The 22,254-nt window shown below is 71.8% G+C and carries 26 protein-coding genes and 1 pseudogene; 1 reads left to right on the plus strand and 26 read right to left on the minus strand.

Features of this window, described 5'->3' with window-relative positions:
* Positions 1-11: 11 nt before the first annotated feature.
* The 8 genes and pseudogenes from STTU_RS23645 to STTU_RS23670 all read right to left on the minus strand — a co-directional run bounded on the left by STTU_RS23645 (position 12) and on the right by STTU_RS23670 (position 3,122).
* Positions 12-413, minus strand: coding sequence for a hypothetical protein (locus STTU_RS23645; RefSeq protein WP_007827534.1), 402 nt, complete (start codon positions 411-413; stop codon positions 12-14).
* Positions 414-632: 219 nt separating this feature from the next.
* Positions 633-809 (minus strand): hypothetical protein, encoded by a 177-nt coding sequence (locus STTU_RS35025; RefSeq protein WP_007827535.1) that lies wholly within the window; start codon positions 807-809, stop codon positions 633-635.
* Positions 806-1,015: a hypothetical protein gene (locus STTU_RS23650; RefSeq protein WP_043256106.1), complete on the minus strand. Its 210-nt coding sequence runs from the start codon at positions 1,013-1,015 to the stop codon at positions 806-808. The genes STTU_RS35025 and STTU_RS23650 overlap by 4 nt, the downstream gene beginning before the upstream one ends.
* Positions 1,012-1,452 carry a hypothetical protein gene (locus STTU_RS23655; protein ID WP_043256108.1) on the minus strand — a complete coding sequence of 147 codons (441 nt, stop codon included), beginning with the start codon at positions 1,450-1,452 and terminating at the stop codon, positions 1,012-1,014. Before STTU_RS23655 ends, STTU_RS23650 begins: the two co-directional genes overlap by 4 nt.
* Positions 1,453-1,539: 87 nt before the next feature.
* Positions 1,540-2,382, minus strand: coding sequence for a helix-turn-helix domain-containing protein (locus STTU_RS23660; RefSeq protein ID WP_043256110.1), 843 nt, complete (start codon positions 2,380-2,382; stop codon positions 1,540-1,542).
* A complete protein-coding gene (locus STTU_RS35645) occupies positions 2,379-2,855 on the minus strand; it encodes a DUF6879 family protein (RefSeq protein WP_324607908.1) in 477 nt (158 codons plus the stop codon). Before STTU_RS35645 ends, STTU_RS23660 begins: the two co-directional genes overlap by 4 nt.
* Positions 2,846-2,917: pseudogene (locus tag STTU_RS36225) on the minus strand (hypothetical protein); the annotation flags it as partial. The gene STTU_RS35645 and the pseudogene STTU_RS36225, both read right to left, overlap by 10 nt.
* 1 nt (position 2,918) lies before the next feature.
* Complete coding sequence (locus STTU_RS23670) at positions 2,919-3,122, minus strand: hypothetical protein (protein ID WP_007827539.1); 204 nt, start codon at positions 3,120-3,122, stop codon at positions 2,919-2,921.
* A gap of 297 nt (positions 3,123-3,419) precedes the next feature.
* Here STTU_RS23670 and STTU_RS23675 point away from each other — a divergent pair, with 297 nt between their 5' ends.
* Complete coding sequence (locus STTU_RS23675) at positions 3,420-3,764, plus strand: DUF6233 domain-containing protein (protein ID WP_007827540.1); 345 nt, start codon at positions 3,420-3,422, stop codon at positions 3,762-3,764.
* 740 nt (positions 3,765-4,504) lie between these two features.
* Here STTU_RS23675 and STTU_RS23680 read toward each other — a convergent pair.
* The 18 genes from STTU_RS23680 to STTU_RS23765 form a co-directional block, all read right to left on the minus strand.
* Entirely contained in the window at positions 4,505-4,777 is a 273-nt protein-coding gene (locus STTU_RS23680) for a hypothetical protein (protein ID WP_010264041.1), read from the minus strand.
* Entirely contained in the window at positions 4,759-5,208 is a 450-nt protein-coding gene (locus tag STTU_RS23685) for a hypothetical protein (RefSeq protein ID WP_043256112.1), read from the minus strand. The genes STTU_RS23680 and STTU_RS23685 overlap by 19 nt, the downstream gene beginning before the upstream one ends.
* Complete coding sequence (locus STTU_RS23690; RefSeq protein ID WP_007827544.1) at positions 5,205-5,441, minus strand: hypothetical protein; 237 nt, start codon at positions 5,439-5,441, stop codon at positions 5,205-5,207. Before STTU_RS23690 ends, STTU_RS23685 begins: the two co-directional genes overlap by 4 nt.
* 7 nt (positions 5,442-5,448) lie before the next feature.
* Positions 5,449-6,384, minus strand: a complete 936-nt coding sequence (locus STTU_RS32500; RefSeq protein ID WP_007827545.1) for a LysM peptidoglycan-binding domain-containing protein — start codon at positions 6,382-6,384, stop codon at positions 5,449-5,451.
* 66 nt (positions 6,385-6,450) lie between these two features.
* On the minus strand, positions 6,451-8,085 hold the full coding sequence (locus tag STTU_RS23700) for a right-handed parallel beta-helix repeat-containing protein (RefSeq protein WP_007827546.1): 1,635 nt from the start codon (positions 8,083-8,085) through the stop codon (positions 6,451-6,453).
* 19 nt (positions 8,086-8,104) lie between these two features.
* On the minus strand, positions 8,105-10,798 hold the full coding sequence (locus tag STTU_RS23705) for a hypothetical protein (RefSeq protein WP_007827547.1): 2,694 nt from the start codon (positions 10,796-10,798) through the stop codon (positions 8,105-8,107).
* A 2-nt stretch (positions 10,799-10,800) separates the two neighbouring features.
* Positions 10,801-13,404: a phage tail tape measure protein gene (locus tag STTU_RS23710; RefSeq protein ID WP_043257688.1), complete on the minus strand. Its 2,604-nt coding sequence runs from the start codon at positions 13,402-13,404 to the stop codon at positions 10,801-10,803.
* A gap of 217 nt (positions 13,405-13,621) precedes the next feature.
* Positions 13,622-14,143 carry a DUF7426 family protein gene (locus STTU_RS23715; protein WP_007827551.1) on the minus strand — a complete coding sequence of 174 codons (522 nt, stop codon included), beginning with the start codon at positions 14,141-14,143 and terminating at the stop codon, positions 13,622-13,624.
* Between the two features lies 1 nt (position 14,144).
* Positions 14,145-14,636: a phage tail tube protein gene (locus STTU_RS23720; protein WP_043256115.1), complete on the minus strand. Its 492-nt coding sequence runs from the start codon at positions 14,634-14,636 to the stop codon at positions 14,145-14,147.
* Between the two features lie 10 nt (positions 14,637-14,646).
* A complete protein-coding gene (locus tag STTU_RS23725; RefSeq protein WP_043256117.1) occupies positions 14,647-15,093 on the minus strand; it encodes a minor capsid protein in 447 nt (148 codons plus the stop codon).
* Positions 15,090-15,440, minus strand: coding sequence for a minor capsid protein (locus tag STTU_RS23730; protein WP_199785038.1), 351 nt, complete (start codon positions 15,438-15,440; stop codon positions 15,090-15,092). The genes STTU_RS23725 and STTU_RS23730 overlap by 4 nt, the downstream gene beginning before the upstream one ends.
* A gap of 12 nt (positions 15,441-15,452) precedes the next feature.
* Positions 15,453-15,770, minus strand: coding sequence for a hypothetical protein (locus tag STTU_RS23735; protein ID WP_043256119.1), 318 nt, complete (start codon positions 15,768-15,770; stop codon positions 15,453-15,455).
* Positions 15,767-16,447 carry a hypothetical protein gene (locus STTU_RS23740; protein ID WP_007827568.1) on the minus strand — a complete coding sequence of 227 codons (681 nt, stop codon included), beginning with the start codon at positions 16,445-16,447 and terminating at the stop codon, positions 15,767-15,769. Before STTU_RS23740 ends, STTU_RS23735 begins: the two co-directional genes overlap by 4 nt.
* The gene (locus STTU_RS23745) at positions 16,447-19,626 is read right to left on the minus strand and encodes a hypothetical protein (RefSeq protein ID WP_052862405.1); all 3,180 of its coding nucleotides are present in this window, start codon (positions 19,624-19,626) and stop codon (positions 16,447-16,449) included. Before STTU_RS23745 ends, STTU_RS23740 begins: the two co-directional genes overlap by 1 nt.
* 12 nt (positions 19,627-19,638) lie before the next feature.
* Entirely contained in the window at positions 19,639-20,091 is a 453-nt protein-coding gene (locus STTU_RS23750) for a hypothetical protein (protein ID WP_043256120.1), read from the minus strand.
* Positions 20,084-20,437, minus strand: a complete 354-nt coding sequence (locus STTU_RS23755) for a hypothetical protein (RefSeq protein ID WP_043256122.1) — start codon at positions 20,435-20,437, stop codon at positions 20,084-20,086. The genes STTU_RS23750 and STTU_RS23755 overlap by 8 nt, the downstream gene beginning before the upstream one ends.
* The gene (locus STTU_RS23760; protein ID WP_007827572.1) at positions 20,434-21,384 is read right to left on the minus strand and encodes a P22 phage major capsid protein family protein; all 951 of its coding nucleotides are present in this window, start codon (positions 21,382-21,384) and stop codon (positions 20,434-20,436) included. Before STTU_RS23760 ends, STTU_RS23755 begins: the two co-directional genes overlap by 4 nt.
* Positions 21,385-21,414: 30 nt before the next feature.
* A complete protein-coding gene (locus STTU_RS23765; RefSeq protein ID WP_043256124.1) occupies positions 21,415-22,209 on the minus strand; it encodes a hypothetical protein in 795 nt (264 codons plus the stop codon).
* Positions 22,210-22,254 lie beyond the last annotated feature (45 nt).

Here is a 22,254-nt window from a genome sequence, read left to right on the forward strand (position 1 = left end):
TGCGACGAAGCTCAGAGGGCGCGGATGAAGGTCTTCGCGCCGTTGTGGTAGTCGACGGTGAGGCCGTAGTTCCCGGGTCGTTCGCCCTCGCGGGTGGACCAGCGGGTGACGGAGGCGATCTCGGGATTTTCGGCGGCGAGGAGGATTCCGGCGAGCCACTCCTCAGCGCCCGCGTCCCCGGCTGGTGCGGGGCCGGAGGCCGGGGTGCCCTCGACGGGCGCGGCCGGGGAGTCGAATTTTTCGTTGGGGGCGAGCTGCCCGATGAACTGCCAGCGCTCCTCCTTGCCGCGGCTGACCGCGAGGCCGTAGGGGTGCTTGGTGTCTCCGGCCTCGGCGAGGGTCTGCACGCGGGTGACGCCGGGCGCGTTTTTCGCGAGGTCGAGGGCGTAGTCCTGGAGCTGCTCGGGGCGCATGGTCGGGTCCTCTTCTCGGGGCGGGGCGTCGGCAACCCTACCCACGGCGGGGGGTGGCCGGGATGGTCGGGAGGCCGCGCGGCAGCCGCTCGTGTCGCGGCGGGCAGATCCGGTGCACATAGGCGTTCGGCCGTGCTCCGGAGATCGCGTCGCGGGGTATCGACTCGACCTCCTGGCCGGGCTCGAAAGGCCGGTCGCAGCGCTCGCAGGTGCGGGTTCTCACGGTCGGTCCTCCCAGGGGGTGAGGCGGTACGTCTCGCGGCAGCGGCGGCAGGCGTAGAGGGCGCCGCCGGGGTCGGTGGCGGGTTCGGGTGCGGGCTGGATGAGGGCGACGTCGTTGGCGAGGTCGCGGTGCCACGCGCACCAGGCGATCGTGCGGCCGAGCTTGGCGGTCATCGGTCGTCCCTGCCGTAGCAGCAGCGGCGGCAGCCGCGGGGGAACCAGGCGGGGGCGTGCGCGGTGGCGTGGCGGGCGCCGAGGTCGACGTCGTCGATGCCGGGCTGGAGCGGGGTCTCGCACCACACGCAGGCGGCGCCGCGCCGCTGCTCCGCCGTGAGCGTCTCGACGGCCGGGAGGAGACCCTCGTCCACGTGGATGCTCACCGTGCCATCACCCCGGCCGGGCCGAACGCGGCGCCGAGCTGGGGCGCGGGCGTGAGCCGCCCGCTTCCGTCCGGGGGTTCGAGCCAGAGCCGCCCCTCACTCCCGATGCCCTCATGCGGGCAGTCGAGCACCCACCCGCGCGGGCGCACGGTGAGCTGCCGAAGGTCCGCCAGGTCGTCCGCCTCGTCGGCCGGCACGAGCCACCACGCGAGCGGTTCGCGCACGGAGGCGAGGACCGGACCGAGCGCGCCCGTGGGGCGGATGGCGCACATCGCGTCGATGCTCGAGTAGAGCGGGGCCTCAACGACACGCCACGCCCCTGTGGAGGGGACAGGAACGAGCTGGTCGTCGCGTTGCCATGTGCGCAGTGCTTGCTGGGGATTCGCCACGGTGTGCGTGAGCCACTGGCGCCCGATCTCACCTCGGATGACTGCCATGACACGGACCGTAGGCGGCGGGGTTGCGCGCTCGCGCGGCGATTGCGCCGGATTGCGGACCGGGCGCGGGGGTTGTGCGGATTGCTGCTACGCGGGCCCCAGGGAGGCCCTGGCGCGCGCGATCAGGCGGTGTGCCTGCGTACCGCGAGCGGCGGTTTCGGAGAGCTGGTCCCAGACGCGCCCGTACAGGCTGAGGTCGTCGTCCGATTCCAGGGTCAGTTCGCTACTGATCGTCTCCACGATGACGCGGGCCTCGTCGTAGATCCAGAAGCCGTGTTTGAGAGCGAAGGGCATGGGGGCGCCCAGGGGCACGATGCCTAGGTCGATGCTGGGCAGGCCGATCAGGCTGACAAGCCGGTCAAGCTGTGCCGCCATGGCTTCTCGCTCGCAGATCAAGGCGTGGAGCGCGCCCTCCCAGATGAGGACGCGGAAGGTGCGGCCCGGCTCGTAGAGCACCGCCTGGCGGGCCATCCGGGAGTTGACCGCCGCCTCGGCGTCCGGCGGCGTTCGGTGGAGCTGCGAGTTGCACGCGAACAGGGCGCGTGCGTAGTCCGCGGTCTGGACGAGCCCCGGAATGACGGTTGCCTCATACCCGCGCACGGCGCGCACTGCACGGTAGGTGGAGACGTAGCGGTCCTGGACGGCCCGGTGGCCAGCCGTGAGCTGACGGCGCCAGGACCGGTGCTGTGACTCCAGACCCCGTAGGCGGCTCGTGAGGTCCGATGCTGCCGTCTCGTCTGTGGCTTGTGCCCAGGCGGCGAGGTCATCGGTGGTGGGGGTCTGCTTGCCGGTTTCCAGCCGGGAGACCTTCGACCTCTGCCAGCCGAGGAGGGCGGCAAGGTCTTTGCCCTGGAGGCCGGCCTCGGTGCGCAGCTCGCGCAGCCGCGCACCGAGGGCCTCACGCCCGGTTTGGAAGTCCGTCGCGCTCACGCGTCAGACGGTACCCGGCTCTGGTACTCGGCGGTGCGGACCGCGTGATGCCAGGCGGCATCGCGTACCTGGCACGCCTGGAGCACGTCCTCGGCCGCCTCCGTCGTGGTGACGCCGAGCATCTCTCCCGCCTCCGTGAACGCGAAGCGGACAACGAGGCGGGAGTCGAAGACCCAGAAGTCCTCCGTGGGCAGGCGTAGCCGCGCGGCAGTGAGGCGGTCGAGGTTACGGATGTCCTCACCTGCCGCGACGTTGCCGAGACCGCTGGCGAGGAGGAACCGCTGCCCCTCGGTCGGAGGTGCGTCCAAGATGCGCACGCGCTCGAAGCGCTTCCCGAGGGCCACCTGTTTGGCGACGTTGAGCCGCCACTCGTCGGCGGGTTCGGCTAGAAGGTCCTGCCCTGCCTTCCAGCGGGCCCATTTCGGGCTCTCTCCCGATCGGAGGCGTAGCCCTGCTGGGACTCCAGCCTCCAGGCGGTGTGCTCGAAGTCCTGGAAGAGGTGAGCGACCTCTGTGAACGGGAGGAGGTCGGCCACGTCACTCCTTCGGCGCGAAGCGGGTGAGCAGTTCGCGCGGGATCACGACGAAGGTCTCACTGTCCTTGACGTCGCGGAGCTGTGCGAGGTCCTTGGGGTCGGTGAGCTGATCGCCTTGGACCACGATGTCGCCGGTCTCCACGACTTCGTAGAGCGTGGGGCAACCGCCGTTGTCGCTGGTGGTGCCGATGAACCGCAGCGTCATGTCTGCTTCCTTCGTGTCGGCTGAACGTCCGCTCAGGATGCTCCGAAATGAGCGGCAGCGGGGGGCGATTGCTGAGAATTGCTCCTCTGCTCGGCGGAACGCTGAGCCCGAGCAACGCGCGAGCAACGGAAAGTTCCCCTTCCCGCGCATGGCAGGGAAGGCGGGTCAGATTGGCGTCGGCGGAGGCACGCGGACGTGGAGTGGCCCGCCGCGACGGGGGATGCGCGGCGAGCCAGTCTCAGTGTGGCGCCTCACCCGGCAGAAGCTCGGGTTCCGTTCGAACCTATTATCGAACGCGTGTCCGAACCCAGCCGTCTCGATCTCCTCCGCTTCGCGTACCGCGTCGTTGAGCAGCAGGCGCGCGCATCCCTCGCGCAGATCGCCGGATGGATCGCCGTCGAGGAGGAACGCGAGCGGGCGGTCGCCGCACGCGAGGCGAGCCGCCCGACCCCACCCGAGTGGGTCGCCGAGCTGTCCATCGGCAAGGACCGGCGGCCGATCCTCGTGCACCTAGGGGGCTGCCACATGATCGGGAAGCGCTCGCGCGGGATCACCCGCGACCAGACGTTGCGGGCGCTTGCCGAGGGTGTCGAGGCGTGCGATCACTGCCGGCCCGACGCCGCGCTGGGCTGGTTGGGGTGACTTGGCAATATTTTCTTGGGACCACATTGCCTCTCCCTTGACCATCCATTGAACATGAGTTGTTCCGCCCTTGGCACCGACTCACGTGAGTCAGTGGACCTAGACCGCAGGGTCGGCCGCGAACGGAGCGCCTAGCTGGACTGCGTACTGCGATAACAACTGGTGACCCATGGGTGCGATTGGGCCGCCACCATGGGTTTCTCGCAGCGAGGAGCGTGCAACGTTTTGCGCATCCCCTGAGCGATTTTCGTGCGCGACGAGGTTCTCCTGCGCGAGTGACTCACGCTGGTCTAGCCTCTAATCGGCCCCCTGGTGCAACCAGGGTGGGTAAAGAAGCAGGGGGCGCGCTACGCGCACCCCCTGCAGTGTGAGTTGGCTCCGGAGGTGGTCTCCGGTGCGGGTCAGCGCCTCAGCAGGTCGAGGACTAGTCGAACTGCTGACATCAGGAATGACCCGAGCACCAGGCCCCTCCGGGCCCAGCGCCGCCATGATGGCGCCAGCAGCATGCGCAGCAGGCGCTTCCAGCGCGACGGCTTATTTGTTCCTTTCACACATACCTCCGATTCGTGATCGTGTGTGCGATCAGAGGTATGCATGCAGTGACAAGTCACCGCCTGAGGGTGAGCCTAGGGCGCAGGGTTCCTGCGTGTCCCAGGAACCGAGAGGAATCTCCTGCGGTCTCGGCTGAAAACGCGCCCATGCCCCCGCACCCCCGCAGAAGGCGGGGATGCGGGGGCGAGTTACTGGCGCCAGGGAGTCAGGTCTAGGTCGGCGGGCGGGTCCGGAGGCGGGCCGGCCGGGGTGTCCGGGCCGACGCGCCCGCCCCAGCGCCACAGCTCGATCACGTAGCTCGTGAGGACGCGGCGCTGCGTGCGCTCGTCGCGCAGCTCGCGGTCCAACCTCTCGGTGATCGCGGTGAAATCCGACCGCCTGTTGGTCGCGCGGGACTGGCTCCAGGTGAGCAGGCCCACGACGAGCGCGACGACTGCGGCGGCTACGGCGCCGATGTCCACGTGCCGCCCTCCTCTCTCTTCTCTGCCGGAGGCGGGTCGTCCATCCCGGCCGCCCAGACCACGCCGAGCGCGAAGGCGAGCCACCCGCACGCGGACCCGGCGGCTTGCCGGTACGTGGTGACCGCGGCGACGGTGAACGCGGCGCCCCACAGCGCGGCCGGCGCCGCGAGCGCCGCGAAGCCGAGGTCGTGCAGGCGGGCCCAGCACGGCCGGGCCGCGGCAACGAGCGCGAGCGCGCCGCAGCCCACCCACACCCAGCCGAGGACGCCCATGGGGACGTGCGCGGTGATCGCGGTGAGCCCGCGCGAGCGGGAGTACGACGGGTCGCCGAGCACGCCGATCGCCCCGTAGGCGGCCCAGCCGGTGCCGAGGGTCGCGAGGAAGGCGCGCCGCCGCCAGTGCTGGGGCGGCGGCGCGGCCGTGTCGGTCACCGGCTCGCCGGGGGGATGTCGTACCCGCGCGGGGTGTGGCGCGCGGCCCACCCGGCGACGCCGGTGATCGCGGTGGGCACGAGCGCGAGCACGAAGGGCTCCAGGGCGTCCGGAAGCCCGGCGACGAGCCCGGCGTGGTCCTGAACGGCGGTGAGTACGGCGAGGAGGCCGGTGCTCGCGAGGTACGCGGCGACGGTCGCGAACTTGACCTTCGTCTCTACGGGTTCAGCCATGGGTTCCTCACTTCACGATCTTGAGCGTCTGGCCGACGCGGATCACGTCGGGGTTCTTGATGCCGTTGGCCTTGGCGAGCTTGGCCACGGTGGTGCCATGCGCGGCGGCGATCCCGGAGAGGGTGTCCCCGGCGCGCACGCGGTACGTGGTGCTCTTCGCGGCCGGGGAGCCGGTGAGCTTGAGGACCTGGCCGACGCGGATCACGTTCGGGTTGGCGATGCCGTTGAGGGCGGCGAGCTTGGACACCGTCGTGCCGTGCTTCGAGGCGATGCCTGAGAGCGTGTCGCCCGCGCGTACCCGGTACGTGCTCGGCTTCGCGGCGGGCGCGGGCTTGGGCTTCGCCGGAGGCTTCGCGGCCTCGTGCTCCTGGCCGCCGTCGCCAGCGCCCTTGCGGGCCCACGCGCGCAGCTCGGCGCGGCTGCCGAAGTTGGCGACGTTCGTGTCGACGGGGCTGTCGGTGTACTGGTGGATGAGCCACGGCGCCTTGATCGACGGCTTGCCCGGACGGCCGTTGTACTCGGCGATCCACAGGCCATCGGCGGCGAACGACGTGGTGTCCCTGTTCACCCAGAAGTCGCGGTTGCAGTACAGGAGCACGCGGTGGTTCGAGCCCCGGAGCTTCTGCACGGCCTTGAGGAACTGGTCCTTCTCCGCGCAGGTGGGCGAGCCGTGCGCGCTCGACTCCCAGTCGCAGACGAGCATGTCGTACTCCTGGCTCGCCGCCTGCCGGGCGAAGTACTCGGCCTGGGCCTGGACGTTGCCCGGGAGTAGGAAGTGGTAGAAGCCCACGACGAGACCGGCGCCGCGCGCAGTGGCGGCCTGCGAGGTCATGCGGGGGTTGGTGTAGGACGTGCCCTCGGTCGCCTTGATGATGGCGAAGTCGATGCCCTTCGTGGAGGGCGAGGAGGGCTGATAGCTCGCCCAGTCCTGGCCAGTGATCATGCGTGTCTCCAGACGTGACGAAGCCCCGCACGCGGGCGGGGCGGTGGTGGTGGAAGAGCAGCGCGGCTACTGGATGTCCGTGGCGACCGTCTGCGGCGACGTCGACTGATCGTCGATCCCGTTGGCCGTGGCCCACGTCCCGCGCATGTCGTTCCCGAACCGCTGGATGCCCGTGTGCCCCGCCGCGATGTACAGGCCGTTCCTCGCAGGCTTCGACGCGCCTCCGGGCCTGCACTTGTTCGCCGTGATCGCACAGGCGTTGAGGGCCGTCGTGGACAGCCGGATCGCTGCCGGGACCGAGGAGGTGGCGCCGCCCTGGTTGGCCCCGTCCACGAAGTTGTCCCTGATCTGAATGTCGCTGCCGGGACCGTTCACGAAGATCCCCGACTGCTGCGGGTCCCGCACCGAGTTCCCGATGATCTGCGAGTTGTCCGAGTTGTCCATCGTGATCCCGTACGCGCCCGCGCCCCAGATCACGTTGCCGCTGATCACGGTGTTGTTCTGGTACGACGTACTGATCCCGGTCCCCGAACTGTTCGCCACGACGTTGTCGCCGACGACCGCGCGCGACACCCGCTGGAGGCGGATCGCGGATTCCGTGCCGCCCGAACCGTCGATCGTGTTGCCGACGATCGTCACGTTGAGCACGGTGCCCGACGTCTCGCCGAGCGCCACGATCACGTTGTCGTACCCGGTGCCGCCCCGGAACGAGTTGCCGACGACAGCGAGGTTCCGCATCTGCTGCGAGGCGCCGGTCTGGTTGCCCGCAGTGTCCTTAGTGTCCTCGGTGTCCGTCAAGATCACCGTACGGAGCCTGACCCCGGAGCCGCAGCCCACGAACGTGTTGCCCGAGACGGTGGTGTCCTCGTAGTTGTAGGCGCTCACCGCGAACTGGAGGAGGCCCTCGAAGGAGTTGTCGGCGATGCGGATACGACGGTGCCACCGCCCGATCGTCGCCGAGTGCGAGCCCACTCCGCGCGGCCAGGCCGTCGTGCCGAACGTACCGCTCGCGCCGAAGTGACAGCCCGAGACCAAGATGTCCTCACAAGGCGTGTGGTCGTACGGGCCGAAGCCACCGAAGACCCCCACCGACTTCGCGAGGTCGAGCTGCACGGCCTCCGAGAAGCTCCGGCTCTGGTCCGCCGAGTTGTCGACGTAGCCGCGGAACTTGCAGTTTTCGACGAGGCCGTGCGAGGTCGAGTTCAGCTCGATCGCGTGGTACCCGCTGACGTCCCGCACCTCCAGGTCGCGGATCGTGATGTCCGTGGCGTGCCCGATCGAGATGCACATGGCGTCGCCGGTCAAGCCCGCCGTCGTGCCCCTCATATTCCACAGGCCGCCCTCGATCGTGATGCGGCTCTCGCCGGTGTAGCCGCCCTTGTTCTGGTCGGCGTCCCCGTTGATGATCATCGTGTCGGCGACGTTCCGGCGGAACTCCGCGCCCGCCATGAGGGTCAGCCGGGTGTTCGAGTAGATCCGCAGCGTCGAGCCGATCATGTACGTGCCCGGCGGGACCAGCACCCACCCGCCACGTTGCGCGCGCGCCTGGTCCAACGCGGCCTGGATGCCCGGCGCCGAGTCCGACGCACCGGACGAGTCCGCGCCGAGCTGCGTCACCACGATCATCTCGCCCGCCGCCATCGCCGCGAGACGGCCGGCGGTGATGTCCATGCCGGGCTGCCAGATCACAGGGTCCGCCATGCGGAGCCCTCCTTCGAGGTCAGAGGGAGGCGATCGCCGGGTGAGCGAGCGCCACGGATGCCCCCGCGGCGTGCGTCTTCACGACGCCGTTGAGGGAGCGGGTCACGGTGAAGTCCTGCACGCCGCTCGCCGGTTCGCCGATCGCGGTGACGCGCATGGTCTCGCCGCCGATCGCGATGTCCACCGGCATCTCCGCCGGGTCCGTCGTCCACGGGGGCCCGTCCGTCGTACGGACCCGGACCGTGGTCGCCGTGGCGGTGAGCGCGGAGGCCAGCTCGGAGCCGTCCGTGCCGGCCTTCCCGTACGTCGGGTGGTCGGTGATCGCGGTCATCCAGGGACCGCCGGGCGAGCACACGAAGGTGATCTCCCACCGGCGCGGCAGCAAGGTCTCCGTCCAGCCCTCGACGATGAGGTCTACGGGCTCGCGGGAGATCCAGCCCGGCAAGTTTGCCAACCGGAGCAGGTCGCCCTCGCGCAGCCGCAGAACGGCGGGGATCAACCACGGGGCCTTGTGGAGCAGGACCCGTACGGCCGGGTAGCGAGCGCCGTCCCACGCCCCGAGGTGCAGCCTCCACGCCGCATGGTCCGCAGGCTGATCGTCGCGGTAGAGGGAGAGCGTGACCGACTCGTCGTACCGGCCGATCCCCGCCGGGGGGTCTTGCACGGACAGCGGACCCGTCTCCAGCACCGCGCGCGCCGAGCTGCCGCCCGCGCGCTGCACGGTGATGTCGTTGCGCACGTCCTGGTCGTCGTCCACCGGCTCCAGCGGCGGCGCCAGCCCCGGCGCCTGGTAGTCCAATGTGAGCGCGGGTTCCTGCGTGTACAGCGTCGCGCGCTCCCGGTACCGCAGCCCGATCCGGGCCGGGTCCTCGGTCAGCCGCCCGCCGTCCGTCTCGGCGCCGCTCTGGAGCAGCGTGAGGAGCGTGTCGGCGGTCTGCCCGCCCATCTGCGGCGTGCCGAAGCCGCGCTCGAAGGACAGCGGAATGTTCTCCTCGAGGGCGAGGCGCGTCATGCGGGTACGGACGCTCTCGCCCGCGTACGCCGAGTCGGCGCGGTCGTAGAGGCTGGTGTCAGCGGAGGGCAGCACGGCGAGGTGCCCGAGGCTGATACCCCCGGTATCGCCGACGTTTCCGCTCATGGCGACGCTGGTGACGTGCCCGGGCGCACCGGTGACGAGGGCTTCGTTCCCGGTCCCCACTGCGTTCTCCACGGGAATCCATCCGTGGTGGTACTCGGTCTGCGCCCCCCGAAGTCGGGCGGTGATCTCCAAGCGGTTCCAGGTCTGGAAGAAATCAGCGTTGCGGATCGTGTGGTAGAGCTGGAAGAGCTGCTGCCCCAGTGCTCCGTGCCCCGTGAACCAGTACCGGTCGGACGCGACATCCAAGGTGAGCCGCCGGGCTACGCCTGTGGTCTGCACGTCCAGCGCCCGGAACTTCCCCGGGGGTGGGGTGTCCATGCGGTAGACGTAGCTGACCATCCAGTCCCCATCAGGCCCACGCGGGACCTGCTGCCCGAAGGACGCGATGCCTGAGAAGGTCGGCACGGGCAGCGATCCGGCGAGGGTGTCGTCGGCCGCCATCGATGCGCCGGCCAGGATGAGGGGCTGCACGCGGGCGATCGGGCTGTACGCCTGCGTGGCCTCGCGCCCGTCCTCCATCGGCCAGTACGCCACCGGGGAGCCGGACGGGATGCGGCGGCGAAGCGGGGAGTCCAGGGCTTTCACGCCCTGCCCGTACCGGCGTAGCACTCCGGCCGCCTCCACGCTCGTCCACACGTCGTGCTCGCCGGGGGTCCATCGCTGCGGCCACTCTGAGACCTCTCCCACGAACCGCGGCCAACGGTCCGTTACGGCGGTCGCCGTCGAGGCGGTCCAGGTGCGCCCGGTCTCGTCGGTGAGCGAAGTCGCGCCGGGCTGCGCCGTCGTGAGGTCGAGGTCCGCGAGGATCGGCCCGTCCTCGGAGGAGCGGACCTGCGCGCGGTAGATGGCGCCGGTGAGGCCGCGGCGGGCGATCGTGAGGGGGACCGCCGCCGCTCGGATCGGTGTGGGCCGGGAGAGGAGGACGTCGCGGCCGAACCTCGTCCAAGGGCCGTCCATCGAAGCTGACCAGTAGGTGCGGACGCGGCTCAGCCCGGTATCGGTCGTGTCGTGCGTGATGCGCAGAACTGCCCTCCGGGGTAGCTCCGCCGGCGGGGCCCACCCGTAGTTCCACACCGTGCCGTCCGTGGTGGTCCACACGAGGTAGAGGAACCCGGAGTAGAGGTACATCTCCCACGCCCTCAGGGCGGGGTCCGTCTCGTCCCACATCGAGATGAGGTGCTGCTGCGTCGTCGTCGCGTCCCAGCCGTAGGGCTCCACATCGACCCGCACATCGAGGGCGTCCGTCGTGAGGTCGGCGGTATACGGGGTGGAGAGCCGGGTGTCCGGGGTGCCGTCCACGGCGAGGTGAACGGGCGCGCCGGGCACGGTGAGGCGCACGGGCGTGTTGCGGCCGATGAGCCCGTAGTACGGCGACATGGCGTTGCGCGGGCTGTACTTCCCCGCGCGGTTGTTGATCGTCAGCGGCACGCTCGCGGGGTCCGCGCTCGTGCCCGCGTTGCGCAGGCCCCGGGTGTGGGTGATCGCGTCCCGGGTGTAGACGTCCTTCGTGATGTCCGTCCACGCGGTGCCGGTCTTCAGCTCGACGCGGACATCGAGCGGATCGTTCGGGAACAAGGTCAGCCCCTTCCGAGGACGGTCTGCACGTTGCCACCGCGCACGGTCACGGACTGCCGGAGAACCTCGACCAAGAGGTCCCCGATGCGGCTGCCATCGCTGCGGATCTGGATGACGGGCCCGGCCGATCCGGACGCCGATCCGGACCGTCCGGACATGCCTCCACCTGCGCTGGCACCGGGGGCTCCGGGGCGCGGGGTGGAGACGAGCCCGGCCATGGTCCGGTCGAGCGCGGGCTGTCCGGACTCGATGCCCTGCACGATCCCGGCCGGGATGAACCGCCCGACCGTGTCGGCCATCACGCGTGAGGGGCTGTGGATGCCGAGGGCCTTCGCGATCGGCCCCGGAATCGCGCTCTTCGCGAAGGAGACGAGCTGGCCGCGAAGCCACCCGCCCATGCTCTTGATCCCGTTCCAGAGCCCCTGGACGACCGCGCGCCCCTTCGAGACGAGGAGCGAGCCCATGTTGCCGAGTGCCCCGGAGATGCGTCCCGGCAGGCCCCGCATCCACGACACGAGCGCCTGCGCGCGGCTGATCGTGTTCGTTTTGATCGTGTTCCAGTGCTTGATCATCAGCCCGATGGGCGTGAAGTTGAGGAACGCCTGGTAGATCATGTTCGGCACGCCGCGCAGCCAGCCCACGATCGCGTTCCACGCCGCCACGGCGCCGCTCCGGATCGAGTCCCAGTGCTTGATGATCAGGCCCGGAAGCGTGAAGTTCAGGAAGATCTGCACCAGCGCGTTCGCGGCCCACTGGACCTTCGCCCAGATCCAGTTCCACGCCGCGAGTGTCGCCGCCTTGATCGTGTCCCACTTCGCGATGATCAGAACCACCAGCGCGATCACCGCCGCCGTGATCCAGCCCACCGGGCCCATCGCGATCAGCCACTGAGCGGCCATCACCGCAGCCCACGCGACCGCGCGCGCGGCCATGAGCACGAACTGCGCGACCGTCGTCGCCGCGACACGGAGGATCGAGACCAGCCACGTCGCCGTCATCCGCGCCGCCGAGGCCGCCCACACGGCGGCCGTACGGGCGGCCGACGCGACCGCGCCGACTGCCATCCGCGCGAAGGCCGCCGTGCCCCGGGCCGCCATGCCCAGCCACGCCACCGTCGTGCGCGCAGCCGCAGCGACCTGCGTTGCCGCACTCCGCGTCGCCGCCGCCCCGGATCGGACCCAGCCCGCAGCCGTACGCGCGCCGGACACCGTCGCGGTCACGCCCATGAGCACGAGCGCCGGCACGAGCACGCTCGCGACCACGCCGGCGACTACCTTGAAGACCGTGCTGTGCCGCTGGATGAAGCCGTACGCGCTCATGAACGCCGGGACGACCTCGCCGCCCAGGACGTCGACGAGCTTCTGCTTCAACCCCCGCTGGAACGCCATGAGCTGGGCCCCAGCGTTGTCCCGCAGGGTATTGCCCATCCGGTCCGCCGCGCCCCCGACCTGCCCAAGATCGGACACGGCCTTGGACGGGTCCAGCTCGAAAAGGGCCTTGCCCATGTCCTCGGCCTTGGTCCCGAAGAGGGCGACCGCCGCCGCGTTGCGGTCGACGGGGTCCTTCATGTTGCGGAGCTTGTCGAGGACGGTCTGGAGGCCGTCCGACGCGCCCTTGCCGCCCTTCGCGATCTGGGCCGTCATGTCCTTCGCGGACAGGCCGAGCGCCTTGAACCCGGCAGCCGACGTCGTCGAGCCGTCCGTGGCCCGGATCTGGAATTCCTTGATCGCGTCGGCGACCACATCGGTGTCCCGGGCGCCAGCCTTCATGCCCTGGCTGAGTAGCCCGGTGGCCTGCGAGGCGGACAAGCCCATCGCCCGGAAGATGGTGCTGTACTCGTTGAAGGTGTCGGCGATGTCGTCCGCGCGCGGGCCCATCTTCTGGAGCCCGGCGGTCAGCGCATCGAGGGCCTCGGCCCCGTTCCTCGCGAGACCGGTCTTGATCATCTGCCCGACCGCGTTCGCGGTCTGCCCAAGGTCCAGCTCGAAGGTCTGCGCGAGGTCGGCGACCTTCGTAGCGATCGATTCGAGCTGCGCGTTCGTCGCGCCGGGCGGAGCGATCCCCGCGCGCATCGTGGCGCTGATCGCGTCCGCCGCCGTCTGGAAGTCCTCGGTGACGCCCTTCGCGTAGAGCTGCCCGGCGATCCGCCCGTACTGCTGCGCCACCGCCGGCGTCGTACCGAGCTGCGCGCCCAACCGCCCGGCGATCTGGCCCTGCTCCATCGCCTGCGAGAGCCCGGCCATCAGCGCGACCCCGATCGCCCCGCCGATCACCAGCCCCTTCACACGGGACAGCGCGCCCGAGAGTGCCCCGGCCGCGCGGTCGCCGCCCTCCTCGGCGCCGTCCGCCGCGCCGTCGCCGACATCGGAGCCGATCCGGCGGCCGGCCGCGACGAACCGACCCCGCGCGTTGCGGAGCCGCCCGTCCGCGCCTTCGGTAACGCCGTCGCCGAGGGCCTGCCCCGCGTGCTGCCCGGCCTCGTCGGCGTCGCCCGCCATCTGCCGCCCGGTGGAGCGCATCGCGTTCTCGGTGCGGCGGAGGGCGGGCGCGACGCCCCGGTCGTCGAGGCTGATCAAGCCGGTCAGCTCGCCGATCGTCAAGGCCACGGCGGTCACCTCCTGGCGGTACGCCCCCTCGCGGGAGGCTCGGGGGGTTGGAAGTGCCGTGCGATCCGTGACTCGGCGGAGAGAAGGCCCCACATGCGGACGCGGAGCCAGCGCCAGGAGCGGGCGCGGAGGAGGCCGGGCTCGGAGAGGTCGAGGCCGTACGTCTCCTGGAAGTCCGCCTCGACGAGCGGCCATTGCTCCAGGAGACCGTCGAGGGTTACTTGCGGGGCGCGGCCTTGGCCTTGCCGCTGCGGGGTGACGCCGCCCTCGTACCACTCGTAGAGCCCCGTGACCGGGTCGTACTCGCCGCAGCCGACTCCGAGGAGCCTCGCGCTGCCTGGCGACGTGCCGCCCGGTTCGGGGCCAGTTGAGAAGGGTCGCCACCGCTGGCCCAGTACGTGCGGGCGGTGTCGAGATCGGCGGTCACCCAGAACATGACGGTGAGCGCGGTGTGCTTGAAGCGCGCCCAGTCCGTCGCGGCGAGCAGTTCGTCATGCACCGGGCCGAGGAGCATCCGGTACAGGTCCCGCTCCTCGTCGTCGGACAGGCTCTCCGCGTCGGGCTCGGTGCCGTCCTGGAGCATCCGTGCGGCGGCCCGGGTGATCTTCTCGACGCGGAGCCCGTCCTCGGCGGACGGCGACGGGATGCGGTACGTGCGCTCCACGCCGTCCGTGCCGCGCACGGGCAGTTCCAGGGCGTCGTCAAGGAAGGTGTCGAGGGCCTCGAAGACCTGTGCCACGTCAGCCCTCCTCTTCGTCGGCGAGCGGGTTGTCGATGAGGAGCAGCGGACCGTCGCCGGTGAGGGTCACCTCGACCTGGTCAAGGTCGGTGGTCTCGCCCCCGGACGGCGCCCACTCGACGAGCGCGCGGCCCTCGTACGCCTCGGGGAGCCCGTTGCGGTCGTAGTAGCGGACGTGCACGTACGAGGCGGACCCGAAAGCGAAGCTCGCCATGCGCAGCGCCTCGTGCGTCGGGTGGTACGTCTTCTGCAGGTCGTTGATCTTGCGGTTGATCGTGACGGACAGCTCCCAGCTCTGGCCCGTCTTGGTGTTGCCCGCCCAGCCGTCCGAGTCGTAGTCGCTGGAGTCCTCAAGATTCGGTTCGGCGGAGGGCTGGAGTTCCGCCACGCCCATGACGGGCTGCCAGTCCGGCGTCGTGTCCGTGCCGAGATCCACCTCCAGCCGCCACCGGCGGGCGAGAGCGGTGACCTTGGTCTCCACGGGTGTGCTCATCTGCTGCTCCCTATTCGTGCTGGTGAGGGCCCGGCCGTACGGTCCGGAGGTAGTAGTTCGCGGTCAGCTCCATGCGCTGCCGCGAGTCCAAGCCGATCCACGCCTGCGACTGCCGCCAGGCGAGCGCGACATGGACGGGGCCGAGGGGGAAGTGCTCGCGCATGTGCAGCGCGGCGAAGACGGCGTCGGCGAGGTCATCGACCGCGCCCGGGTCCCGGCCCGCGCGCATCCGCGCCTGCACCCCGGTGATCGCGTCCAGGCCGCCACCGTCCTCGACCGGGTACGCGGTCAGCGCGACCGCGCGGTCCGGGTCCGGGGGCATCGCGCCCCGGAAAATCCCCGTGCTGTCGGGGGGGATGACGGCGGCCGGGTCGTAGACGCCGACGCCCTCCCCGGCGAGCAGCTCGGCCAGGCCGACGAGGAGCGTGGTGGTGTAGCCGATCGGCGGGGCGCTCACCGCAGGGCCCGCTGAATCTGCGCGGCGATCAGCGCGGCAACCTCGGAGCGCGCCGCGTTGAGGGGCCGCTCCAGGTACTTCGCCGTACGCCCAGGTGCGTGCCGGTACGTCAGCTCCTCGTGCTGGCGCACCGCGTACGGGGTGTCGTACGAGACGGCGGCCGTCAGCGCGCCCTCATCCACGGACGCAGTGCCCGACCGGGACAGCGCCGCCTCGTCGATGGGCACCACCGTGCGGGACTCCGCCAGGACGTGCTCCGCCGCCAGGAGCAGCCCGCGCGCCGCAGCCGCGCGGATCTCGCCTTCGACAGCGTGGCCGTTGAAGCGAAGCCGGAAGCCCTGCGGCATGACGGCCACCTCCTACTCAAGCTGGATCTCCAGGTGGTCAGGCGTCGCGAGGCCGCCGCCGTCCCGCCGCGCGGTCTGAATCACCGTGGTGACCCGCCCTCCGGGGAGCGTCGCGCGGGACAGCGGCGGCACGAGCGCGCCCGGCGCGGCGTACGCCGTCGAGCGGCTCGTCACGTCCTCGCCGCCCGGGGAGCGCACGGTGCGGGTCTGCTCGTCGAGGAAGACCCGCAGCTCGCGCGGCGGGCCGTAGAGCGGGCCCGTGCTGGAGTCCCCGCGGTAGGGCTCCACGACGATCCGGTGACGGAGCAGCCAGCCCGGGATGCTGTTCACCAGGTGCTCACCGCCCCCAGCCAGAAGCGCCCGGCAAGCTGCGGTGCACGCAGCTCGTCGGCCACCTGCGGCGCAAGCTGGCGGGCCGCCGAGTCGTCGCCCGAGATCGCGCCCGCAGCCCGGCCGCCGAGGCTCACGCTGCCGATCGCGACCGAGCCCCACCCGACGCCGGCCGCACCCGTCGAGTCGCCGACCTCGCCCCACCACGCGACCTGCGCGCACACCGCGCGGCCGATCGCCTCCGCGACGACCGGGTCCGCAGGGAGCCCGGCGGGAGTGACGTCGTACCGGCAGTACGCGAGGACCCGGGCATCGAGCATCCGGGAGGCGTCAGCGAGGAGCCGCACGGCGCCCGGCGGGGGCACGTCCCGGAGGTACGTGGCGAGTTGCGTGGTCGTCGCGTACACCCGCCCGTCCGGCACCGTGGTGCTGGCGGGGGCGACGCCGACCTCCTCGGTTTCCACGGAGGCGCCGGTGCCGGTCACGGTCCAGTGCAGCAGCCAGACCCCGGCGAGCGTGTACTCGACCGGTGCGGTGAAGGTGCCGCTGTCGCCGCGCGAGACGACGGGCAGGAGCGCTGTCCCGTCCGGCTGCTCGACGCGGAGGACCGCGTTGGTGGTGTCGTCGTGCGGGCTGACGGTCAGGGTGGCCGTCGCCAGGTCGCCGACTTCGGGCATCACCCACCCCCTTCGGTGGTCGTGGCGGTTAGCACCGGGCCTGCGGTGCCCGTACGGAGCACGGGCCCGTACGTGGTCGGGCTGAGCGCGGGGCCGGTGGTGGTCGGGGTGAGCCGGTCGGCCGGGCGCTGCCGAGCCGGAGCCACGGTCGAGGCCCGGTCGGCGACGGTGGCCGTGCGGACCATGCGGCGCTGGAAGGGCTGCCGTACGGCGCCTGCCCGTACGGCCGCGCGCCCGGGGCCGAGCCGGGCGGTGCGGCGCTGGACCGCGCGGCCCGCGTGCTCGCGCGCTCGGGCCGCGCCGAGGCGCACCGTGCGCCGGTGCCGTACCGCGCCCGCGCGGTCAGCCGCGCTGGCGGCCCGCACGCGCACCCTCGCCGCGCCAGACAGCGAGGTCGCCGTCACGCCCTCTGCGGCGCCGCCCAGAAGCAGCCGCCGCTGAGGTTGCGCGCGGGCCGCGTGGTCGCGGCTGTGCGCGGGGCCCAGCCGCACCATCCGTACGGCGCGCACCGGGAGCGCGCCGTCGCGCTCCTCTGCCGGGCGAAGGCTCGCCCGCGCGCTCGCGGCCACCTCGCTCGCGCGCTCGCGGGCGGTCGCGGCCCCGATCGGCGCCGCCTTGCGTACGGCGAGCGGGAGCGATGCGGCAGCGGTGCGGGCTGCTCCGATCCCCGTGCCACGGCCGGTCTCCGCCCGGGGAGCCGTCGCCGTCTCCCGCGCGGTGCCGAGGGCGGCCTGGTGGCTCGCCGCGAGCGCGCCCGCCCGCACGCCTGCGCGCGCGGTGCGCACGACGACAACGCGATGCGCGCGGACAGCGCCCGCGCTCTCGCGCACGGCCGGGGCAGACAGCGGCGCGCGACGGCGGACGGACAGCAGCTCAGCCGCAGCCGTCTCGGAGGCCGCGCCGAGCCAGCGACGGGCGCCGGCCGAAAGGCTCGCGGCGCTGTCGGTCTCCATCGCGGCGCCGAGCCGTACCGTGCGCGCGTGCCCGATCGCGCCCGCGCGGACGGCGGTCCGGGCGGTCCGGATCGGCGCAGTGCGACGCAGGACGAGGGGCTGGGTCGTGGAGCTGACCAGCGCGGACCCGATCCGGACCGCCCGGACCGCGTGCACCGGCAGGGCGGCGTCGTGCTCGTGGGCGGGCGCCGCCGCCGCGCGGTGACGGGCCGTCAGCTCGCCCGCTCGCTCGGCCACAGGGGCGGCGCGCAGCGGGGCTGCGCGCCGCTGCCTGACCGGATGCGCTGCCCCCGTGGTGGCCGCCGGGCCGAGCTTCGCGCGCCGCGACCAGCTCGCCGCAGTGCCGTACTCGACCTCGAGGGCCGCCCCGAGGACCGCGCGCGCGACGGCCGTCACCGGGAGGGCCCGCTCCGTCGTACGCGCGGTCGCCGCCGGGCGCACGATGTGCGGCGGCGCGATGTTGAACGCCGCGAATCGCGCCTCGCTGCTCGCGCCCGCGTCGCGGTGGGTGGTGAGCTGCACCTGGAGAGGCGTGCCGTCGAGCACCCAGGCCGGGGCCGGGGACGAGCGCTGCACGGTCCACACCGCACCGTCCGGCGCCGTCTCCCACAGAAGGGCGTCGCCGGTCGCGCGGATGCGCAGCCAGGCGTGCCCGACAGGGTCGTACGGGAGGCTGACGCGGTCGGGGTCGTAGTAGCCCGCGCGCGCCGAGAGGTTGAGGAACCCGTGCACGGCGTCGACCTCGACGACCGCGTCCGTGCCCATGTTCGCCGTCGTGACGAGGACCTGCGTCCACGCCTCGCTCGCGGTCCCGGCCGGCGCCGGGGTGATGCGGCAGAAGACCGCGGATTCGGTGAGCCGGTAGGCGGTCGCGGAGGCGTAGCCCGCGTAGTCGCTCGTCGACGAGACGACGGCCTCGCCGTCGCTCTCGCTGATCGCCCCGTACGAGTCCGGCCAGCGTGCCTCGTCGACCGTGCCGTCCGCGAAGTCGTCGCGGAGCGCGGCCCCGAAGGGCAGGACCAGGCGGTGCCCGGCCGCGTGCTCGTGGGCGGCGCCGAGCTGCACGACGGTCTCGGGGCGGGCGTACTCGACGAGCGCCCACAGCGCGCTCACCCGCCGCACGGTCGTCTGGGAGACGTTCGCCCGGTAGCCGATCTGCGCCGTGCCGAGCGCGGCCCGCGTCCAGGCCGTGCCGGTCTGGGGGTTGGCGTAAGTGGTGAGCTGGTACAGGCGCGGTACGGCGCTCTTGTGGGTCGTCCACCCGTTCACCGCGACGCTCGTCGAGGGCGACTCGGCGACCGTGCCGCCCGACTGGCCCTTGATGCGGGTCACGATGCTCGCGGCCGTCGTCGCCGTCGATCCGACGCGCGCGCCCAGGGCGACGAGACGGATCGCGTCTGTCGCGCCGATCCCTGCGGCGGACGCGGAGGAGAGGGTGAAGTCGTCGGTCGCGGTACCGCTCGCGGCTGTCTGGTTGTAGGACGTCGCGTCGTCCGGGGTGATCTCCGAGACGCGTGCCCAGTTGTTCGCGGCACCCGCGGTCCCCCCGACCGTGGTGGCCCACCCGTTCGCGTCCCCGACCCCGGCGGGGCGAAGGTGGACGACGGTGCCCGCCCTGGGTAGCCCGGTCTGCGCGCTGCCGGTGTCGTCGTTCACGGCCACGTCGTCGATGCAGATGTCCATGCCGCTCGCGGCCTGGATCGCGCCCATGCGGACGCGGGAGAAGCCGTTGATGTTCGAGCACAGCGTGTCGGCGAAGAGCGTGCCGTTGAGGTAGCCGCGGAAGGGAGCGGTTCCGGCCGTGACGGTCCCGGCGGTGTCGGTGTAGTCCAGCTCGATCCGGTGCCACTGCCCGAGGGCGAGCGGCGCGGTGGCGGGCCCGAGGCTGATGAGGGCCTGGTTGTCGCGGAGCTGGAGCGCGCCCGCGGTCGTCAGGCGTACGACGGCGGGGAAGTACCCGGACTGCCCCACACCGTAGATGTTGGTGTCGGCGGCGGGAAGGGCGGTGATGTACAGGTAGAAGCGGTGGAAGGTCCGCATGACCACACCGCTCGTGAGCTGCATCTCGACGTACTGCGTCGGGCCCGTGGGCACGACCCGCAGCGAGGCGAGACCTCCGGGGCGGTGGATGCTGGTGGAGATCGCAGGCGATCCGTTGGAGTCCTGGATCTCCACCAGCGCGGCAGCGGACTGAAGCTCGAACCCACACGTCCACAGCCTGGCCACCGGCCCGCCCCCTCACGCGTTCTCGGCGACCGCCAGTCCCGCCGTGGCGATCTGCGCGGTGATGTCCGTCCCGTCCGGGGTGACCGCGAAGTCGTGCACGGTCAGCGGGATCAGCGCGCTGTCCGCGCTGCTGCCGGTGGGGTCGAAGGCGATGACGAGCTTCCCGGTGGCGGGCCCGCTCGCGGCGGTCCACGTCACGTCGGCAGCGTCCACGGAGGCGCTGTTCGTCGTGTCGTTGACCGCCGCCGTGACTCCGGTCAGGACCTTGCGGCCCATCGCGGTCTGCTCCGTCGCGGTCGCGAGGATCGCGGCGAGCGTGTCCGCGTCCTGGAGCGCGTCGTCCGTGGGCAGGCCCGACGCCGCGAGCACGACGGCGACGAGCTTCGCCCCGCCGGTGCCCGCCTGCGCCGTCGCCCCGTAGTGCACGAAGCGGCCCTTCGCCGTGTTCGTGACGAGGTCAGCCATCGCTCACCCCGTACTTCGCGACGAGTAGCTCCTTCGTCAGCGTGTCGACCTCGGCGCGCTCCTCGTCGGAGACCGCGCGCTCGCGGGCGTACTCCTGCCACTCGGCCTTCGACGCCGAGCGGGCGGGCGGCTCGTCGGCCGCTCGCTCCTCCAGCTCCTCGTCCGTGGCGTCCTGCTCGGCCACGCCCGGGGACGCCTGCGGGCGCGAGAGGACACCGTCCGGCCGGACCGGGCCCGGCTCCTCCCCGTCCTCCAGGCGCTCCCAGTTGGGGAGGAAGTCGAGCCGGGCGTCCGGCTCCTGGCGCTCGACGACCTCGCCGTTGTTCTCGTTGCGGTAGCGGATCATGCGGCATCGGCTCCCTTGATGAGGACGGCACGGTTGGGGTCGAGGGTCTTCACGCCGTACAGGCAGTCGACCGAGACGACGGTCTGCTTGAACTTGATGTCGTAGTCGTAGACCACGCGGAGCGCGAAACCCTTGTACGGCACGATCGCCGCGTCCTGAGCGCCCGGCGGGATCTCCAGGGTGCGGGTGACCAGCGCGAACGCGGTGCGGTGGAACGCGACGTCGACCTCGGTGGTCGGCTCGCCCGTCTCCGGGTCGGCCGCAGGGCCCGTGATGTTCTGCGACATGTACGGCGTGAAGCCGCTTGCGTTCGCGCCAAACTGCGCCTCGGTGAGCCCGACCGTGCTGCCCCGCTGGTCGGAAGCGCGCCAGATCTTCTCGGCCATCCACCGCGCCTTCGTGCGCGGGCCGACGACCACGTTGCGGTCAGCGGCCGGGACGTTCTTCGTGTCGAGGAGCGCGCCCGCCTCGATGAGGACGCGAGAGTCCGACCACGGGTACGCCCCCCCGGGGTAGTTGTAGTTCTCGCCGCCGGTGTTCTCGGCGACCTCGCCCACGGTCTGGGTGATATCGCTGCGGAGGCTGAGGATGTCGCGGTCGATTTTCTGTGCCATCGCCTCCATCGCCGGGTCGAGGAGCCGCTCGCCGAAGTCGTCGATCTCCAGGGTGAGCTGCTCGGTCGTAACCGTGAAGCTGACGTCGGGCAGGTGGTTGAGCACCACCGGGAAGCCGCTCTCCGTGGCGTTCTGCGGCACGATCCCGGTGGTGCGGTTGAACTCCGTGGCGGTGAACACCGCGGGCTTCCGCACGGTGATCGTGTCGCCCTGGCGGCCGGCGAAGTCGGCCTCGTAGTCGCGGTGCACGAGCTGCGCCATGTGCGTCGTCTCGTACAGCGTCGCGAGCGCGCGACGTGCGATGTTGTCGGGGGTGAGGAAGGTGTTGGCCATCGGGGGCCCTCTCTGTCTGGGTGCTCGCGCTCAGCCGCCGCGCTGCTTGCGGCGCCGCTCGCGGTGAGCGTCGATCGAGTCGTCGTCTGCGGCCTTGCCTCCGGACCCGCCGGAGAAGTCCGCCCCCATGCGGCCGGGCGCCGGAGAGGCCGCCTTGAGCTTGGGGTTGTCGGCCACGGCCTGCTTGATCGCGGCGTTGACCTTCTTCGAGAAGCCCTCGTCGGCCGGGTCGAGGTCGGCGATCGAGCGGAGGAACGCCCTGCTGTCGGTGAGGGCGTCGGGGTCGGCGCCGTGCTTCGACGCGCCCCGGTACACCGCCAGCTCCACGGCCGTCTCCCGGTGCGTGGCCGTCGCCTTCTCGATCTGCGCGGTGAGCGCGGCCGGGTCGGGCGGCGTGTCCTTGTCGTCCTTGATCAGGCCGAGGGCCTTCCCGAGTTCCTGCACGATCTCCGTGCGGGCCTCGTCGGCGGCGGCCTTCTTCGCGGACGTGCGCGCCTTCGCGGCCTCGCCGTTCGCCGTCTTCAGCTCCTTCTGGAGCCGGGCAATCGTCGCGGCAGGGTCGTCGTCGGCAGGCTTCTTCGCGGGCGGCTTGGGCTTGGGCTTCTCGCCCTGGTCCTCGTCGTCCGCGCCGCCGCCCGTCTCGGCGTCGTCGGCCTGGTCGTCGTCGGCATCGCCGCCGTCGTCAGCGTTGCCGCTGTCGTCGGTGCCGGAGTCGCCTCCGTCCCCGCCGTCTGCGTACAGCCACGGGTCGAAAGGGCCGGTGGCGTAGGGGTGGGCCCATCCGGCGCCCGCGAGGGCGTAGCGGGCGAGGTGCTTCTTCTGCATCGTGCACTCCTGGTGCGCGTAGGGAGCCCCGCGCCTGGCGGGGCT

The organism is Streptomyces sp. Tu6071 (assembly GCF_000213055.1).
Taxonomy (GTDB): domain Bacteria; phylum Actinomycetota; class Actinomycetes; order Streptomycetales; family Streptomycetaceae; genus Streptomyces; species Streptomyces evansiae.

What these genes read in the sequence shown, in the direction of transcription:
- STTU_RS23765 (WP_043256124.1), bottom strand. Translation starts at nt 22,209, where the DNA reads ATGCAGAAGAAGCACCTCGCCCGCTACGCCCTCGCGGGCGCCGGATGG.
- STTU_RS23720 (WP_043256115.1), bottom strand. Translation starts at nt 14,636, where the DNA reads ATGAGCACACCCGTGGAGACCAAGGTCACCGCTCTCGCCCGCCGGTGG.
- STTU_RS23730 (WP_199785038.1), bottom strand. Translation starts at nt 15,440, where the DNA reads ATGCCGCAGGGCTTCCGGCTTCGCTTCAACGGCCACGCTGTCGAAGGC.
- STTU_RS23750 (WP_043256120.1), bottom strand. Translation starts at nt 20,091, where the DNA reads ATGGCTGACCTCGTCACGAACACGGCGAAGGGCCGCTTCGTGCACTAC.
- STTU_RS23690 (WP_007827544.1), bottom strand. Translation starts at nt 5,441, where the DNA reads ATGGCTGAACCCGTAGAGACGAAGGTCAAGTTCGCGACCGTCGCCGCG.
- STTU_RS23655 (WP_043256108.1), bottom strand. Translation starts at nt 1,452, where the DNA reads ATGGCAGTCATCCGAGGTGAGATCGGGCGCCAGTGGCTCACGCACACC.
- STTU_RS23760 (WP_007827572.1), bottom strand. Translation starts at nt 21,384, where the DNA reads ATGGCCAACACCTTCCTCACCCCCGACAACATCGCACGTCGCGCGCTC.
- STTU_RS23740 (WP_007827568.1), bottom strand. Translation starts at nt 16,447, where the DNA reads ATGCCCGAAGTCGGCGACCTGGCGACGGCCACCCTGACCGTCAGCCCG.
- STTU_RS23755 (WP_043256122.1), bottom strand. Translation starts at nt 20,437, where the DNA reads ATGATCCGCTACCGCAACGAGAACAACGGCGAGGTCGTCGAGCGCCAG.
- STTU_RS23700 (WP_007827546.1), bottom strand. Translation starts at nt 8,085, where the DNA reads ATGGCGGACCCTGTGATCTGGCAGCCCGGCATGGACATCACCGCCGGC.
- STTU_RS35025 (WP_007827535.1), bottom strand. Translation starts at nt 809, where the DNA reads ATGACCGCCAAGCTCGGCCGCACGATCGCCTGGTGCGCGTGGCACCGC.
- STTU_RS32500 (WP_007827545.1), bottom strand. Translation starts at nt 6,384, where the DNA reads ATGATCACTGGCCAGGACTGGGCGAGCTATCAGCCCTCCTCGCCCTCC.
- STTU_RS23670 (WP_007827539.1), bottom strand. Translation starts at nt 3,122, where the DNA reads ATGACGCTGCGGTTCATCGGCACCACCAGCGACAACGGCGGTTGCCCC.
- STTU_RS23645 (WP_007827534.1), bottom strand. Translation starts at nt 413, where the DNA reads ATGCGCCCCGAGCAGCTCCAGGACTACGCCCTCGACCTCGCGAAAAAC.